At 63.6% G+C, this 16018-nt stretch carries 12 protein-coding genes; 7 read left to right on the top strand and 5 right to left on the bottom strand.

Annotation, left to right across the window (positions count from 1 at the left end):
- Window positions 1-168: 168 nt before the first annotated feature.
- Window positions 169-1089, top strand: a complete 921-nt coding sequence (locus ACVWZT_RS13880) for an AraC family transcriptional regulator (protein WP_296234043.1) — start codon at window positions 169-171, stop codon at window positions 1087-1089.
- 133 nt (window positions 1090-1222) lie between these two features.
- Here ACVWZT_RS13880 and ACVWZT_RS13875 read toward each other — a convergent pair whose 3' ends face one another.
- Window positions 1223-2860, bottom strand: coding sequence for a 5-guanidino-2-oxopentanoate decarboxylase (locus tag ACVWZT_RS13875; protein ID WP_457469816.1), 1638 nt, complete (start codon window positions 2858-2860; stop codon window positions 1223-1225).
- Between the two features lie 115 nt (window positions 2861-2975).
- Here ACVWZT_RS13875 and ACVWZT_RS13870 point away from each other — a divergent pair, with 115 nt between their 5' ends.
- The gene (locus ACVWZT_RS13870) at window positions 2976-3851 is read left to right on the top strand and encodes a LysR substrate-binding domain-containing protein (protein ID WP_296234046.1); all 876 of its coding nucleotides are present in this window, start codon (window positions 2976-2978) and stop codon (window positions 3849-3851) included.
- Between the two features lie 100 nt (window positions 3852-3951).
- Here the strand turns inward: ACVWZT_RS13870 and ACVWZT_RS13865 are convergent, their stop codons facing one another.
- Complete coding sequence (locus tag ACVWZT_RS13865) at window positions 3952-4563, bottom strand: NAD(P)-dependent oxidoreductase (protein ID WP_457469814.1); 612 nt, start codon at window positions 4561-4563, stop codon at window positions 3952-3954.
- Window positions 4564-4588: 25 nt separating this feature from the next.
- The gene (locus tag ACVWZT_RS13860) at window positions 4589-5464 is read right to left on the bottom strand and encodes an MBL fold metallo-hydrolase (protein ID WP_457469812.1); all 876 of its coding nucleotides are present in this window, start codon (window positions 5462-5464) and stop codon (window positions 4589-4591) included.
- Between the two features lie 103 nt (window positions 5465-5567).
- On the opposite strand from ACVWZT_RS13860, the gene ACVWZT_RS13855 reads away from it, so the two are divergent.
- A complete protein-coding gene (locus tag ACVWZT_RS13855; protein WP_457469810.1) occupies window positions 5568-6473 on the top strand; it encodes a LysR family transcriptional regulator in 906 nt (301 codons plus the stop codon).
- 19 nt (window positions 6474-6492) lie between these two features.
- Here the strand turns inward: ACVWZT_RS13855 and ACVWZT_RS13850 are convergent, their stop codons facing one another.
- Window positions 6493-7362 carry an isocitrate lyase/PEP mutase family protein gene (locus ACVWZT_RS13850; protein WP_296234054.1) on the bottom strand — a complete coding sequence of 290 codons (870 nt, stop codon included), beginning with the start codon at window positions 7360-7362 and terminating at the stop codon, window positions 6493-6495.
- Between the two features lie 375 nt (window positions 7363-7737).
- Between ACVWZT_RS13850 and ACVWZT_RS13845 the strand changes: the two genes are divergently transcribed.
- A complete protein-coding gene (locus tag ACVWZT_RS13845) occupies window positions 7738-9189 on the top strand; it encodes an MDR family MFS transporter (protein ID WP_457469808.1) in 1452 nt (483 codons plus the stop codon).
- Window positions 9190-9257: 68 nt separating this feature from the next.
- On the opposite strand, the gene ttgR is transcribed toward ACVWZT_RS13845, so the two are convergent.
- Entirely contained in the window at window positions 9258-9890 is a 633-nt protein-coding gene (gene ttgR, locus ACVWZT_RS13840) for an efflux transport transcriptional regulator TtgR (protein ID WP_457469806.1), read from the bottom strand.
- A gap of 257 nt (window positions 9891-10147) precedes the next feature.
- Here ttgR and ttgA point away from each other — a divergent pair, with 257 nt between their 5' ends.
- The 3 genes from ttgA to ACVWZT_RS13825 are packed head-to-tail and all read left to right on the top strand — an operon-like array spanning window position 10148 to window position 15909.
- Window positions 10148-11302: a toluene efflux RND transporter periplasmic adaptor subunit TtgA gene (gene ttgA, locus ACVWZT_RS13835; protein ID WP_296234058.1), complete on the top strand. Its 1155-nt coding sequence runs from the start codon at window positions 10148-10150 to the stop codon at window positions 11300-11302.
- A gap of 3 nt (window positions 11303-11305) precedes the next feature.
- A complete protein-coding gene (gene ttgB, locus ACVWZT_RS13830; RefSeq protein WP_296234059.1) occupies window positions 11306-14458 on the top strand; it encodes a multidrug efflux RND transporter permease subunit TtgB in 3153 nt (1050 codons plus the stop codon).
- Window positions 14455-15909, top strand: a complete 1455-nt coding sequence (locus ACVWZT_RS13825) for an AdeC/AdeK/OprM family multidrug efflux complex outer membrane factor (RefSeq protein ID WP_296234060.1) — start codon at window positions 14455-14457, stop codon at window positions 15907-15909. Before ttgB ends, ACVWZT_RS13825 begins: the two co-directional genes overlap by 4 nt.
- Window positions 15910-16018 lie beyond the last annotated feature (109 nt).

Below are 16018 nucleotides of genomic sequence, written 5' to 3'. Positions count from 1 at the left end.
CCAGGCTGCCAAGGTTAGGGCCTGTGCCGCGCGACGCGTTAGGCCATTACTGCCTGCCGATTGCCTGATCCTGCAGCGCGGCAGGATCAGGCAATCGGCAGGCAGCTTTCGACTAGCGTCCGCCATTGCCCAAACCTATGCTGCGTCGGTCAGCAGAGGAAAGCCATCATGACCATTGCCACGTCCATCGACCCCACCCTGGAACTGCAACGCCAGGAACTGGCCGAGCTGATCCAACGCCACGCCGGTGAGCCCTACGGCCCGCCCTCGGCCATCGATGACCTGTACCTGGTGCGTTACACCGAGAATGTCCGCTCGGTGCCGACCCTGGCACAACCCGCCCTGTGTATCCTTGCCCAAGGCAGCAAGAGCCTGTTCCTCGGAGACGAACAGTACGCCTACGACCCGCTGCACTACATGGTGGTGTCGGTGACCTTGCCGCTGAGCGGCGTGCGCCTCGACGCCAGCCCCGAGCACCCCAGCCTGGGGCTGCGCCTGGACCTGGACCCGGCCGAGATCAGCCAGTTGATCGCCGAAAGCGGGCCGATGCTGGTGCCCAACCGGCCCTCGGGCCGTGGCCTGTATGTGGAACGAACCGACGCCGCGTTGCTCGACGCCCTGTTGCGGCTGATCCGGCTGCTGGATACACCACGCGACATCGCGATGCTGGCGCCGCTGTTCCGCCGGGAAATTCTCTACCGCCTGTTGCGTGGCCCGCAGGGCTACCGGTTGTATGAAATCGCCCTGGCCAACAGCCAGACCCACCGGGTGTGCCAGGCCATTACCTGGCTCAACCAGAACTACCAGTTACCCCTGCGCATCGAGGATCTGGCGCGGGTAGTGAACCTCAGTACCTCGACCTTGCACCACCGGTTCAAGGCAGTAACCTCGATGAGCCCCTTGCAGTACCAGAAGCAACTGCGCTTGCAGGAAGCCCGACGGTTGATGTTGAACGACGGGCTCGAAGCGGCGGTGGCGGCCTATAGGGTGGGCTATGAAAGCCCGTCGCAGTTCAGCCGGGAATACAGCCGGCTGTATGGCGCGCCGCCGATCCGGGATGTGGCGCGGTTGCGGGCCACTGCCGGCTGAGTTCGCTTTTGTCTGCGCCGGCTTCTTCGTGTGCCTGCCACTCCCACAGGTGCCGCGCTGCCTTCAGCAATAGGGTAAAACCTGGGGGAATGGGTTCAACCGCGAAGAGACCGGGACAGGCAATAGCCCTGCTTCACTCCGCCACGGCTGCCTGCCACTGACTCTGGTCAACCTGGATCAGGGTTGGGCCCTTGCGCGCCACCGCCTGCATCAGCGCCGATTGCAACTGTGTGATATCTGCCACATGTTCCGCCGCGGCCCCAAGTGCCCGCGCCACGCCAAGGAAATCCGGGGTGTGGATATCCACCCCAACCGGCTCGATGGCGCGGTTGACCATGTACTTCCTGATCTCCTCGTACCCCTGGTTATTCCACAGCAGCACGACCAACGGCACCTGTGCTTCCACCGCACTGGCAAGCTCCGGCAAGGTGAACTGCAAACCGCCATCACCGATCAGGCACACCGCTGGTGCCCGCTCGCCCGCCTGCTCCGCGCTACCCAGCCAGGCGCCCATGGCTGCCGGCAAGGCGTAACCCAGGGTGCCGTAGCCGGTCGAGGCATTGAACCAGCGGCGTGGCTGGTCCATGTCCAAGGTCAGGTTGCCGGTGTACACCGGCTGGGTCGAATCACCCACCAGAACGGCATTCGGCAAACATTCGAGAATGGCCAGCAACAGGCGCGTCTGGCTCAAGGTTGGCTGGTCCCAACCGGCCGTCAGTGCCTGGCGCAGTTTGGCCACGCGGGCAGCCCCCCAGCTACCTTCACGCACAGGCTGCGGCTGCGCCTGCACGGCAACGAGCAACGCCTCGGCTGCCAGTTCGGCATCTGCCACCAGCGCCAGCTCGGGTAGATAGTTGCGCACGGTCTGGTCCGGGTCGATGTCGATGCGCAACAGAGCGCCGGGGATCGCGAACCCGCCTTTGAAGGTCACGTCATAATCGGTTTCGCCCAGCTCGGTGCCTATTGCGAGCACTACATCAGCTTCGGCCACCAGGGCACGTGTGGCCGGCAGTGACTGGGTCGAACCGATCTGCAGCGGATGGCGGGACGGCAGCAAGCCCTTGGCATTGATGGTCAGCGCCACCGGGGCCTGCAAGTGTTCGGCCAGGCGTGCCAGCGCAGTCCCCGCTGCCAGCGCCCCGCCCCCGGCCAGGATCAGCGGCCGCCGTGCGCTGGCCAGGCGTTCGGCCATCAGCGCCACCGCCTGCGGCGCCGCCCCTGCCCGGCTAGCACGTACCGGGCGCCCAGGCAGCAGGTGATCAGCCGGTTCGACCAGCACATCGAGCGGGATCTCGATATGCACCGGGCGTGGCCGCGCGCCCTCGAACACGGCGTACGCCCGCGCCAACACCTGGGGCAGGTCATCGGCACTCATCAGGGTGTGGGAGAACGCCGCCACACCCGACACCAGCGCCGCCTGGTCAGGCAACTCGTGCAGCTTGCCGCGGCCTCCGCCGAGTTGATTGCGGCACTGCACGCTGGAGATGACCAGCATCGGGATCGAGTCGGCATAGGCCTGGCCCATGGCGGTGGTGATGTTGGTCATGCCGGGACCGGTGATGATGAAACACACCCCGGGCTTGCCACGCGTCCGCGCATAGCCGTCAGCCATGAACCCGGCACCCTGTTCATGGCGCGGGGTGATATGGCGGATGAACGATCCCGCCAAGCCGCGGTAGAGCTCCACGGTATGTACGCCAGGAATACCGAAGACATGGTCCACGCCATAGCCTTCAAGGAGTTTGACCAATACTTCGCCGCAAGTTGCCATTCGGGTTTCACCTTGAATCTCGTTGGGTTACGGCCTTATTGAACCCAAGCCACGACTACTACGACAATGCAAAAGAACGCATACTAGCCATGTCCTGAGATCATGGCTAAACACAATGAAACGCCTTCCGCCGCTGCCGGCCCTGCACACCTTCCTGGTCACCGCCCAGCACTGCAATTTCACCCGTGCCGGGCAGCAGTTGCACATTACCCAAGGCGCCGTCAGCCGGCAGATCGCAGCCCTTGAGGAGCACCTGGGTTATGCCTTGTTCCAGCGTCAGGCTCGCGGGCTGAGCCTGACGCGTGAAGGCCAGGACTGGCTGCCACGGGTGCAGCAGGTCTTTGCGCTGGTCGAGCAAGGGGTGCGTGAAGTGGGTGAGCGTAGCGCCACCTTGCAACTCAAGGCGCCGACCTGCGTGATGCGCTGGCTGCTTCCGCGCCTGATGGAATGGCAGGCGCTGCGTCCTGATGTGCCGGTGGAACTGACCACCACGGTACAGCATGGTGTGGACTTCCGTCGCGAGGGCTTCGACGCGGCGGTGGTCTATGGTGAAGCGCCGAACCATGGGTTGCGCGTGCGCAAGCTGTTCGACGAGCAGCTGACCCCGGTGTGTGCGCCTTCATTGCGCGAGGGGCCGCTGCCGCTGCAGCAGGTTGAGGACCTGGCCCGGCACATGTTGCTGCACCCGTCGCGGGATGAACATGACTGGCGCCTGTGGTTGCAGGCGGCCGGAGTGGTGCTGGCCAGCCACGGGCCGAAACAGCATTTCGAAACGCTGGACATGGCAATGGCCATGGCTTCGCAGGGCACAGGGGTGGCCATCGGCGACTGGTCGCTGATCGGTGACGATTTGCGCGGGGGGCGATTGTGCATGCCGTTTGCGCTGAAGGTGATGACCGGCAAGGGGTATTACCTGGTGAGCCAGGCCAAGGGTTTGCCACCGGGGCTGGTGCAGTTGCTGAACTGGCTGGAGGGCCAGGCCGGTCTGTGATGCCCCTTTCGCGGATAAACCCGTTTCCACAAGGGTTGCGCAGGCTTCAAGAGCTGCGATGCCTCTGTTGGAGCGAGTTCAACCGCAAACGGGGGGCCGCTCAATAGCCGACTGTGAAGCGTTGCCGCGAATGCTGCGGCTTTTCCAGCTCGTCGAGCATGGCAATCGCGTAATCGGCAAAACTGATCCAGCTCCTGCCGTCCGCGCCGATCAGCAACTGGTCCTTGCCAAGCGTGTAATGCCCGCTGCGCTCACCTTCGACGAACTCGGCCGATGGCGAGAGGAAAGTCCAGTCCAGGTTCCGCTCCTGTTGTAGCGTTTGCAGGAAATGCACCCCGGCCGTGGCCTCGGCCTTGTACGCCTCCGGGAAGTCCGGGCTGTCGATCACCCGTTGCCCCGAAGGCAGCAGCAGGCTGCCGGCCCCGCCCACCACCAGCAGGCGCCCGACCCCGGCCCGCTTGACTGGTTCGATGATGGCGTGCGGCTCGATGGTCGCAAAGTGGGCCGCGCTCAATACCGCATCGACACCGCCTAGCGCCGTTTGCAGGGCCGCGCTGTCCCTGACGTCAAGCGCCTTGACGGTCAACCCTTCACGCCCCTGCAAGCGCGAAGGGTCACGGGCGATGGCCAGCACACTGTGGCCACGGCGCAGGGCTTCTTCCAGCAACTGGCTGCCAGCACGGCCAGTGGCACCAATTATCGCAATCTTCATGGGATACTCTCCATCCAGTACGGAATTACCACTTCATCTCACCCTTGGCGACCTTGGCCCCCAACTCCAGCGAGCTCTCATCGGCCAGACCTGGGTAACGTCGCTTCATCGCCTCGATCAACGTACCGGCATCTTTCGCCTTGGCGGTCTCGGCATCGAAATCACGAATGTAGTTCGCCGTGAAACGCACGGCCTGCAGCGACCGACTGCTGTCCCCCAGGTAGTGCCCGGGGATGACCGTGCGCGGCGCCAGCGCTTCTATATGCGCCAGGGTGGCGAGCCAGTCAGCGTGCGACTTGGCCGATGCGGTATCGGCCATCCACACATGGATGTGCTCGGACACCACCACGCCACCGACCACCGCCTTGATCGACGGGATCCATACGAAACTGCGATCGGGCTGCGGGCCGTCCAGGCCAACCACCTCGAGAGCCTGCCCCTCCAGCATCAGCCGGTCGCCGTCGAGCACCTGCGGCAGCACCAGCCGCATCGGCTTGTCCGCGCCCATCTGCGGCCCCCAGTAGGCCAGCTTGGCCGCCATGGTCTGGCGGATATGGGCAACCGTGGCGGCCGAGGCCAGTACCTTGGCGTCGGGGAAGGCCCGGGTCAGGGTATCCAGGCCAAAGTAGTAGTCCGGGTCACCATGGCTGATATAGATGCTGGTCAGGTGCTTGCCGCCAGCCCGCAATCGCTGCACCAGCTGCTCGGCCTGGGTCTTGCCGAACTGGGCATCGACCAGCACGGCGTCGTGTTCGCCGCTGATGATCACCGAGCTGACCGGGAAAATCGCTGCATGGCCGGGGTTGTAGACCTCCAGCTGCAAGGGCTGGGCAGCCAGCGCCGGGCCGGCCAGGGTAACGCAGGCCAGTAGCAGCCCACGCAAGGTGGTAACAAGAGGCATTGGAAACGCTCGTCAGATGAACAATGCCCAACAGCTTAATTGCCCGATCCATGCCAAAAAATGCGATCCTTGCACATAGTTTGTTTCTGAAATCGGGCAGATCATGGACCGCCTAAACGCCATGCGTGTTTTCGTCACCGTCGTCGACCTCGGCAGTCAGTCAGCAGCGGCGGATCATCTGCAGCTTTCCCGGCCAGTGGTGTCGCGCTACCTGGCAGAGTTGGAGGACTGGGTTGGCGCGCGGTTGATGCAGCGCACCACGCGCAGGCTCAGTCTCACTGCCGCCGGCCAGGAAACCCTGCCCCGTTGCCGGCAACTGCTGGAACTGGCTGACGACCTGCAAGCCGCGGTGCAGCAACCGAATGACGCCCCCAAAGGCGCGCTGCGCATCAGCGTAAGCACCTCATTCGGCCAGGCCCAGCTGGTGGATGCGGTCGCTGCCTACGTTCGGCGCTACCCGGGAGTGAAGGTGGAGCTGCAAATGCTCGATCGTACGGTCAACCTGGTGGACGAACGCATCGACCTGGCGATCCGCACCAGCAACGACCTGGACCCCAACCTGATCGCCCGGCGCCTGAGCGTGTGCCGCTCGGCAGTCTGCGCGGCGCCGGCCTACCTGCGCGAACACGGCACGCCAAAACGGGTCGACGACCTGAGCCGGCATAATTGCCTCACTCATGCCTATTTCGGCCACAGCTTGTGGCATTTCGAGGTGGCTGGGCAGCAGGTCGCCGTGCCCGTGGCGGGGAATATCAGCGCCAACGAGGCAATGACCCTGCAGAAGGCCGCGCTGGCTGGCGCCGGCATCGCCATGCTGCCGACCTACCAGGCGGCCGAGGCCCTGCGCCGTGGCGAGCTGGTGCGCCTGCTGCCCGAGGCAAAGCCGCGCGAGCTGAACCTGAATGCGGTGTATACCTCGCGCAAGCACATGCCGGCGACCTTGCGCAGCATGCTGGACTTCCTGGTGCAGCGCTTCAGCGACGAACCGGAATGGGACAGGGACCTGTGACGCCGTTGCGGGAGCGCTGTCACTCCTCGACGCTCATGTACTCCTTGGCCCAGCGGATGTAGTCCTCAGGCTGGGTGTAGGTGTGCGACAGCTCGGTGGCGCTGAGGTTTTCCGACTTGTTCTGCTGGCCGCGCTGCAGGCGCAGGCAGTCGTAGGTGGCCTTGATCGCGGCGAAGTAGGCGGCGTGGCCATCGACCACGATGCGTACCCCGAGGCGCGCCAGGCGTTCGTCATCGCGCAGGTTCGGGTTGCCATAGGTGACCAGCATCAACGGTACCGTCAGGTGCTCGGCAATCTGCTCGAGCTGCTCGAAGTCCTTCACCCCGACCATGCAGATTCCGTCGGCACCGGCCTTCTGGTAGCTCTGGGTACGCACGATGATCTCTTCGGTGGAAAGCACGCCGGCATTGGTCCGGGCGATTATCGACAACGAGGAATCGACCCGTGCCTCCAGTGCCGCGCGGATCTTGCCGACGCCCTCCTCGACCGATATCAGGTCGGTGGACTTGCGCCCGAATTGCGCTGGCAGCAGGGTGTCCTCGATGGTCAACGCGGCCACGCCGGCACGCTCCAGCTCGATGACCGTGCGCATGACATTCAGCGCGTTGCCATAGCCGTGGTCCGCGTCAGCCAGCACCGGCAGTTGCGCCACGCGGCCGATACGGGTGGCCTGCTCGACGAACTCGCTGAGGGTGATCAGGGCGAAGTCCGGTGCGGCCAGCACCTGCAGGGAAGCGACGGAACCGCCGAGGATGCCGACCTCGAAACCCAGGTCTGCGGCAATGCGTGCCGACATCGGGTCGAACACCGATGCGGTGTGGTAACAGGCACCTGAAGCGAGCAGCTCGCGGAAGGCAAAACGCAGATCTTGATGGGAAGCCTTGGGCATGATCACTCCGCAAAATTAGTTGAAATTCGAACGGTAACTACCGACCCCTGTAATCGGGTCTACCTGACCTGTTCCAACCGTCGCCATCTGGGCGGTCATGCTCGACATGCAGGCAGAGGAATAAAAGGTGTGGGAGACAAAGGCGCAAAACAGCTGCGGCAAAATGTTGCACCAAGCTGGTGCAAGCCGCGGTTTTCAGCCTCTGTGGCATACCAACGATATCACGCAGCCATGCAGCACTGGATGAATGCGCCAATGCCGATCTTGCATAGGGGATGCAGATAGTACATAGGAAGCTACCTAACTCAGGTTACAATCCGCTGGCCTTTGCGGTGGAACCCACGCAGGGGCTGTTACAGACACATAGGTATTCCCGTGACCGCCGCCCTGCCCCCCACTACGTTGCGCAATGTGCTCACCGCCCTGATGCTGGCGATCTTCCTTGGTGCGCTGGACCAGACCATTGTCGCTGTCTCGCTGCCGGCGATCTCGGCACAATTCAACGACGTCGGCCTGCTGGCATGGGTCATCTCCGGCTATATGGTGGCGATGACTGTGGCGGTGCCGATCTACGGCAAGCTGGGCGACCTGTACGGACGGCGGCGAATGATCCTCACCGGCATCAGCCTGTTCACCCTGGCCTCGGTCGCCTGCGCCCTGGCCAAGGACATGCCGCAACTGGTACTGGCCCGAGTGCTGCAAGGCATCGGCGCGGGCGGCATGGTCTCGGTGAGCCAGGCGATCATCGGCGACTTCGTACCTCCGCGCGAGCGTGGTCGCTACCAAGGTTATTTCAGCAGCATGTACGCACTGGCGAGCGTCGCCGGGCCGGTGCTGGGCGGCTGGCTGACCACATACCTGTCGTGGCGCTGGGTGTTCTGGATCAACCTGCCACTGGGGCTGGTCGCGCTGTGGACGATCCGCCGCGCCCTCGTCGGCATGCCGACGCAGCGCCGCAAGGCGCAAGTGGATTACCTCGGTGCCGTGCTGCTGGTTCTCGGCCTGGGCAGCCTTTTGCTGGGCATCACCCTGGTCGGCCAGGGTCGCGCCTGGCTCGACACCGCCGTGCTGGCCCTGTTCGCCTGCGCTGCGCTGGGCCTGTTGCTGTTCATTGCCCATGAACGCCGCAGCCCCGAGCCGCTGCTGCCGCTCAGCCTGTTCGGCAACCGCGTCGCGGTGCTTTGCTGGGGCGTGATCTTCTTCGCCAGCTTCCAGTCGATTTCCCTGACCATGCTCATGCCGTTGCGCTTTCAGGGCATCACAGGTGCCGCTGCCGACAGCGCCGCCCTGCATCTGCTACCGCTGGTGATGGGCTTGCCCATGGGAGCCTTTACCGGCGGCCGCCTGACCAGCCGGACCGGGCGCTACAAGCCACAGATCCTGGCCGGTGCGCTGCTGATGCCAGTGGCCATTTTCGCCATGGCGCTGACCCCGCCACAGTCGGGCTGGCTGAGCGCGCTGTTCATGCTGCTGGCCGGCATTGCCTGCGGGCTGCAGTTTCCGACCTCGCTGGTGGGCACGCAAAGCGCGGTGGACAGCAAGGACATCGGTGTCGCTACCAGCACCACCAACCTGTTTCGCTCGTTGGGCGGAGCCCTGGGCGTGGCGTGTATGTCCAGCCTGCTGCTGGCGCTGCTGCAACAAGGCGGGTTCGCCTCGCTGGGCAACCCCTTGCTGGGCAGCCTGAAGGCCGGTGAAATGGACCTGGTGACGCAGGGGCGCTTGCTGGAAACGTTCCGGCAGCTGTTGATGGTGAGCGCAGGGGTGGCTGTGCTGGGACTGTTTGCCGCCGCGGCATTGCCAGACCGGCAATTACGAGGCCACTGAAAATTGCGCAGCATTAATCCTCTCTTAATACAAAGAGGAAACACTCCCTCACAATCCTTAACAAAGTGTCATTTGCGCAAAGCCGGGCTCAAGCGCAGCATATCCAGCCCGGTGTCAACCCACTTTTCGACATCTTGCACCAGGTCGACACTGTCAGGCAGCAACAGCCAGCGCCCGATCAGGCCATCGACATAAGCAAACATGGCCACCGCCGCGCGCTCGACATCCAGCTCGCCTGGCAACTGGCCCCGGCGCGCGGCGTTGGCCAACGCCAGGGTGATGCCCTTGTGGCAATCCAGCACCGCGTTCTGGCGCTGCTGGCGAATTTCACACATGTCATCGGTGAACTCGCACTTGTGATGCAGGATTTCATTGATACGCCGGGTTCGGGCGTCGAGCACCAGCTCGTTGAATACTTGCAGCAACAGCTTGCGCATGCAGCCAAGCGGGTCGACCTCGTCCTCGCTTTCGCTGGCCCGCGCCAGGTGATCATGGGTTTCGTGCACGCTGTCAAGCAGCGCCTGCACCAGCTCGGCCTTGTTGTTGAAGTGCCAGTAGATGGCCCCGCGCGTCACACCCGCCTGCTCGGCGATGTCGGCCAGGGTGGTTCGCGCAACCCCGCGCTTGTAGAAGGCCCTTTCTGCCGCCTCGATGATCTGGGCGCGGGTTTCCTGGGCTTCCTCTTTGGTTCGACGGACCATGGCAGTACCAACCTCGTCTGGCCCGAACGCGTGGCGCGTACGGGAAATGCTCCGCAGCACCTCTGCTGGGTGCATCGCGGATGAGCTAATCAGGGGCTGTGGCAGTACCCGAGTACAACCCAGCGGTATTTACAAACAACCATGAATGTAAGTATATTCCTTAGCAAGCTATTTATCCACCGGATAGCAATTTTTCCAGATCAAGATTCTTCCATTACTCTTGAGCGTCTCCCTGCTCCAGCGACCCGAGGATCCTCATGCAATTCAAGCCAGCCGTTACCGCTCTGGTTTCCGCCGTCGCCCTGGCATCCCTGCTCAGTGGCTGCAAGAAAGAAGAAGCAGCGCCCGTGGCGCAGGCTCCTCTGGTCGGCGTCGTGACCATCCAGCCCCAAGCCTTCACCCTGACCTCGGAACTGCCAGGGCGCACCAGTGCGTACCGTGTCGCCGAGGTGCGTCCGCAGGTCAATGGCATCATCCTCAAGCGCCTGTTCAAGGAAGGCAGCGAGGTCAAGGAAGGCCAGCAGCTGTACCAGATCGACCCTGCCGTGTATGAGGCCAACCTGGCCAATGCCCAGGCCAACCTGCAGGCCACCCGTTCGCTGGCCGAACGCTACAAGCAACTGATCGACGAACAGGCGGTGTCCAAGCAGGAATACGACGACGCCAATGCCAAACGATTGCAGGCCGAGGCTTCGCTCAAGAGCGCACAGATCGACCTGCGCTACACCAAGGTGCTGGCACCGATCAGCGGCCGTATCGGCCGTTCGGCGTTCACCGAGGGTGCGCTGGTGAGCAATGGCCAGGCCAACGCCATGGCGACCATCCAGCAACTCGACCCGATCTACGTCGACGTCACCCAGTCCACGGCCGAGCTGCTCAAGCTGCGCCGCGACCTGGAAAGCGGCCAGTTGCAGAAGGCCGGCGACAACGCCGCCTCGGTGCAACTGGTGCTGGAAGACGGCAGCCTGTTCAAGCAGGAAGGTCGCCTGGAATTCTCCGAAGTCGCGGTCGACGAGACCACCGGTTCGGTCACCCTGCGCGCGCTGTTCCCCAACCCTGACCACACCCTGCTGCCGGGCATGTTCGTGCATGCACGGCTCAAGGCCGGGGTCAACGCCAATGCCATCCTGGCGCCGCAACAGGGCGTGACCCGCGATCTGAAAGGCGCGCCGACCGCGCTGGTGGTCAACCAGGAAAACAAGGTCGAGCTGCGCCAGCTCAAGGCCAGCCGTACCCTGGGCAGCGACTGGCTGATCGAAGAAGGCCTGAACCCGGGTGACCGTCTGATCACCGAAGGGCTGCAGTACGTGCGCCCGGGCGTCGAGGTCAAGGTCAGCGAAGCCACCAACGTCAAGAAGCCCGCCGGCCCTGATCAGGCCAACGCGGCGAAAGCAGACGCCAAAGCGGAGTAAACCATGTCGAAGTTCTTTATCGATCGCCCGATCTTCGCCTGGGTGATCGCCTTGGTGATCATGCTGGTCGGCGCCTTGTCGATCCTGAAGCTGCCGATCAACCAGTACCCCAGCATCGCGCCGCCGGCCATCGCCATCGCCGTGACCTACCCGGGCGCCTCGGCGCAAACCGTGCAGGACACCGTGGTGCAGGTTATCGAGCAGCAGCTCAACGGTATCGACCACCTGCGTTATGTGTCGTCGGAAAGCAACTCCGACGGCAGCATGACCATTACCGCCACCTTCGAGCAGGGCACCAACCCCGACACCGCGCAGGTGCAGGTACAGAACAAGCTGAACCTGGCCACCCCGCTGCTGCCGCAGGAAGTGCAACAGCAAGGTATCCGCGTCACCAAGGCAGTGAAGAACTTCCTGCTGGTGATCGGCCTGGTGTCCGAAGACGGCAGCATGTCCAAGGACGACCTGGCCAACTACATCGTCTCCAACATGCAGGACCCGATCTCGCGTACTGCAGGCGTGGGTGACTTCCAGGTGTTCGGTGCCCAGTACGCCATGCGTATCTGGCTCGATCCGGCCAAGCTGAACAAGTTCCAGCTGACCCCGGTCGACGTCAAGACCGCGGTAGCCGCGCAGAACGTACAGGTGTCCTCCGGCCAGCTCGGCGGCCTGCCTGCCATGCCGGGTACCCAGCTGAACGCCACCATCATCGGCAAGACCCGCCTGCAGACCGCCGAGCAGTTCGAGAAGATCCTGCTCAAGGTCAACAGCGATGGCTCGCAGGTGCGCCTGGGTGATGTCGCCCAGGTTGGCCTGGGCGGTGAAAACTACGCAGTCAGCGCCCAGTTCAACGGCAAGCCGGCCTCCGGCCTTGCGGTAAAACTGGCAACCGGCGCCAACGCCCTGGACACCGCCAAGGCTCTGCGCCAGACCATCGCCGACCTGGAACCGTTCTTCCCGCCCGGGGTGAAAGCGGTATTCCCGTACGACACCACCCCGGTGGTCACCGAGTCGATCAGCGGCGTGATCCACACCCTGATCGAAGCCGTGGTCCTGGTGTTCCTGGTGATGTACCTGTTCCTGCAGAACTTCCGCGCCACCATCATCACCACCATGACCGTACCGGTGGTGTTGCTGGGTACCTTCGGCATCCTCGCCGCAGCGGGCTTCAGCATCAACACCCTGACCATGTTCGCCATGGTCCTGGCCATCGGCTTGCTGGTGGACGACGCCATCGTCGTGGTGGAAAACGTCGAGCGGGTGATGTCCGAGGAAGGCTTGCCACCAAAGGAAGCTACCAAGCGCTCGATGGAGCAGATCCAGGGTGCCTTGGTGGGTATCGCCCTGGTGCTGTCGGCAGTGCTGCTGCCCATGGCATTCTTCGGCGGCTCCACCGGTGTGATCTACCGGCAGTTCTCCATCACCATCGTCTCGGCCATGGGTCTGTCGGTGCTGGTCGCGCTGGTCTTCACCCCGGCCCTGTGCGCCACCATGCTCAAGCCGCTGAAAAAAGGCGAGCACCACGTGGCCAAGCGCGGTTTCTTCGGCTGGTTCAACCGCAACTTCGACCGCAGTGTTAACGGCTATGAGCGCAGCGTGGGCACCATCCTGCGCAACAAGGCGCCGTTCCTGCTCGCCTACGCGCTGATCGTGGTCGGCATGATCTGGCTGTTCGCCCGCATCCCCACCGCGTTCCTGCCGGAAGAAGACCAGGGCGTACTGTTCGCCCAGGTGCAGACCCCGGCCGGCTCCAGTGCCGAGCGCACCCAGGTGGTGGTCGATCAGATGCGTGAGTACCTGCTGACGGAAGAGGCCGACACCGTTGCTTCGGTGTTCACCGTCAACGGTTTCAACTTCGCCGGCCGTGGCCAGAGCTCGGGTATGGCATTCATCATGCTCAAGCCATGGGGTGAACGTTCCAAGGAGAACAGCGTGTTCGCCCTGGCCCAACGCGCCCAGCAGCACTTCTTCACCTTCCGCGATGCGATGGTGTTCGCCTTCGCCCCGCCTGCGGTGCTGGAACTGGGTAACGCCACCGGCTTCGACGTGTTCCTGCAGGACCGCGGCGGTGTCGGCCATGCCAAGCTGATGGAAGCACGCAACCAGTTCCTGGCCAAGGCCGCGCAGAGCAAAGTCCTCAGCGCCGTGCGCCCGAACGGCCTGAACGACGAGCCGCAATACCAGCTGACCATCGATGATGAACGTGCCAGCGCCCTGGGCGTGACCATCGCCGACATCAACAACACCCTGTCGATTGCCCTGGGTGCCAGCTACGTCAACGACTTCATCGACCGTGGCCGGGTCAAGAAGGTGTACATCCAGGGCCAACCGAACGCTCGGATGAGCCCGGAAGACCTGCAGAAGTGGTACGTGCGCAATGGCGCCGGTGAAATGGTGCCGTTCTCCTCCTTCGCCAAGGGTGAATGGAGCTACGGCTCGCCCAAGCTGTCGCGTTACAACGGTGTCGAAGCCATGGAAATCCTCGGTGCACCGGCACCGGGCTACAGTACCGGTGAAGCCATGGCCGAGGTCGAGCGCATCGCCGGCGAGCTGCCTAGCGGTATCGGCTACTCCTGGACCGGCATGTCCTACGAGGAAAAACTCTCCGGTTCGCAGATGCCGGCACTGTTCGCCCTCTCGGTACTGTTCGTGTTCCTGTGCCTGGCAGCCCTGTATGAAAGCTGGTCGATCCCGATCGCCGTGGTGCTGGTCGTGCCTCTGGGCATCATCGGTGCACTGATTGCCACCAGCCTGCGCGGGTTGTCCAATGACGTGTACTTCCTGGTCGGCCTGCTGACCACCATCGGCCTGGCGGCGAAAAACGCCATTCTGATCGTCGAATTCGCCAAGGAATTGCACGAGCAAGGCCGCAGCCTGTACGACGCGGCGATCGAGGCGTGTCGCATGCGTCTGCGTCCGATCATCATGACCTCGCTGGCATTCATCCTCGGCGTGGTACCGTTGACCATCGCCAATGGCGCTGGCGCCGGCAGCCAGCACGCCATCGGTACTGGTGTGATCGGCGGCATGATCAGTGCGACCATTCTGGCAATCTTCTGGGTACCGCTGTTCTTCGTCGCAGTGTCGTCGCTGTTCGGCAGCAAGCAGCCGGAAAAGGACGTCACCCCTGAAACTCCACGTTATGAGGCTGGGCAATGACCAAGTCTTTGTTGTCCCTGGCGGTAACCGCTTTCATTCTTGGCGGCTGCTCGCTCATTCCTGACTACCAGGCCCCGGAGTCGCCGGTGGCTGCGCAGTGGCCGCAAGGCCCGGCATACTCGCCAACGCAGTCGGCAGACGTTGCTGCCGCCGAGCAGGGCTGGCGCCAGTTCTTCCACGACCCGGCGCTACAGCAACTGATCCAGACCGCGCTGGTGAACAACCGCGACCTGCGCGTAGCGGCGCTGAACATCGACGCCTACCGCGCGCAATACCGTATCCAGCGGGCCGACCTGTTCCCGGCGGTCTCGGCCAATGGCAGCGGCAGCCGCCAGCGGGTACCGGCGAACATGTCGCAAACCGGCGAGGCCGGCATCACCAGCCAGTATTCCGCCACGTTGGGGGTCAGTGCCTACGAGCTGGACCTGTTCGGCCGCGTACGCAGCCTGACCGAACAGGCCCTGGAAACCTACCTGTCCAGCGAGCAGGCACGCCGCTCCACGCAGATCAGCCTGGTTGCCAGCGTGGCCAACGCCTATTACACCTGGCAGGCCGACCAGGCGCTGTTCAAGCTGACCGAAGAAACGCTGAAGACCTACGAGGAAAGCTACAACCTCACCCGTCGCAGCAACGAAGTCGGTGTAGCCTCGGCACTCGACGTCAGCCAGGCGCGCACCGCCGTGGAAGGCGCCCGGGTCAAATACTCGCAGTACCAGCGCCTGGTCGCCCAGGACGTCAACAGCCTGACCGTGCTGCTGGGCACCGGCATTCCCGCCGACCTGCCCAAGCCGCTGGAGCTCAATGCCGACCAGCTGGCCGAAGTACCAGCCGGCCTGCCGTCGGACATCCTCCAGCGTCGTCCGGACATCCAGGAAGCCGAGCACCTGCTCAAGGCCGCCAATGCCAACATCGGTGCAGCCCGGGCGGCGTTCTTCCCGAGCATCAGCCTGACCGCCAACGCCGGCAGCCTGAGCCCGGACATGGGCCACCTGTTCTCGGGCGGCCAAGGCACCTGGCTGTTCCAGCCGCAGATCAACCTGCCGATCTTCAACGCCGGCAGCCTGAAGGCCAGCCTGGACTACTCGAAGATCCAGAAGGACATCAACGTCGCCAAGTACGAAAAGACCATTCAGACGGCTTTCCAGGAAGTCTCCGATGGCCTGGCGGCGCGCAAGACCTTCGAGGAGCAGCTACAGGCGCAACGCGACCTGGTGCAAGCGAACCAGGACTACTACCGCTTGGCAGAACGCCGCTACCGTATCGGTATCGACAGCAACCTGACCTTCCTCGATGCCCAGCGCAACCTGTTCAGCGCCCAGCAGGCCCTGATCGGCGACCGCCTGTCGCAGCTGACCAGCGAGGTCAATCTGTACAAGGCGCTTGGCGGTGGCTGGTACGAGCAGACCGGGCAGGCCAATCAGCAGGCCTCGGTGGAAACGCCGAAAGGCTGATTGAGACAGCAACAGCAGCAAGCCCACCCTCGCGGTGGGCTTCTTGTTTCCGTTGCCTGCTCTGGGCTCTCGCGGTAAACCCGCTGGTACCGGTGCGGCGCAGAAAATA

This window comes from Pseudomonas sp. TE21394, from assembly GCF_054057835.1.
Note: the sequence above shows the minus strand (reverse complement) of the source record. Positions and strands in the feature narration are given on the sequence as shown.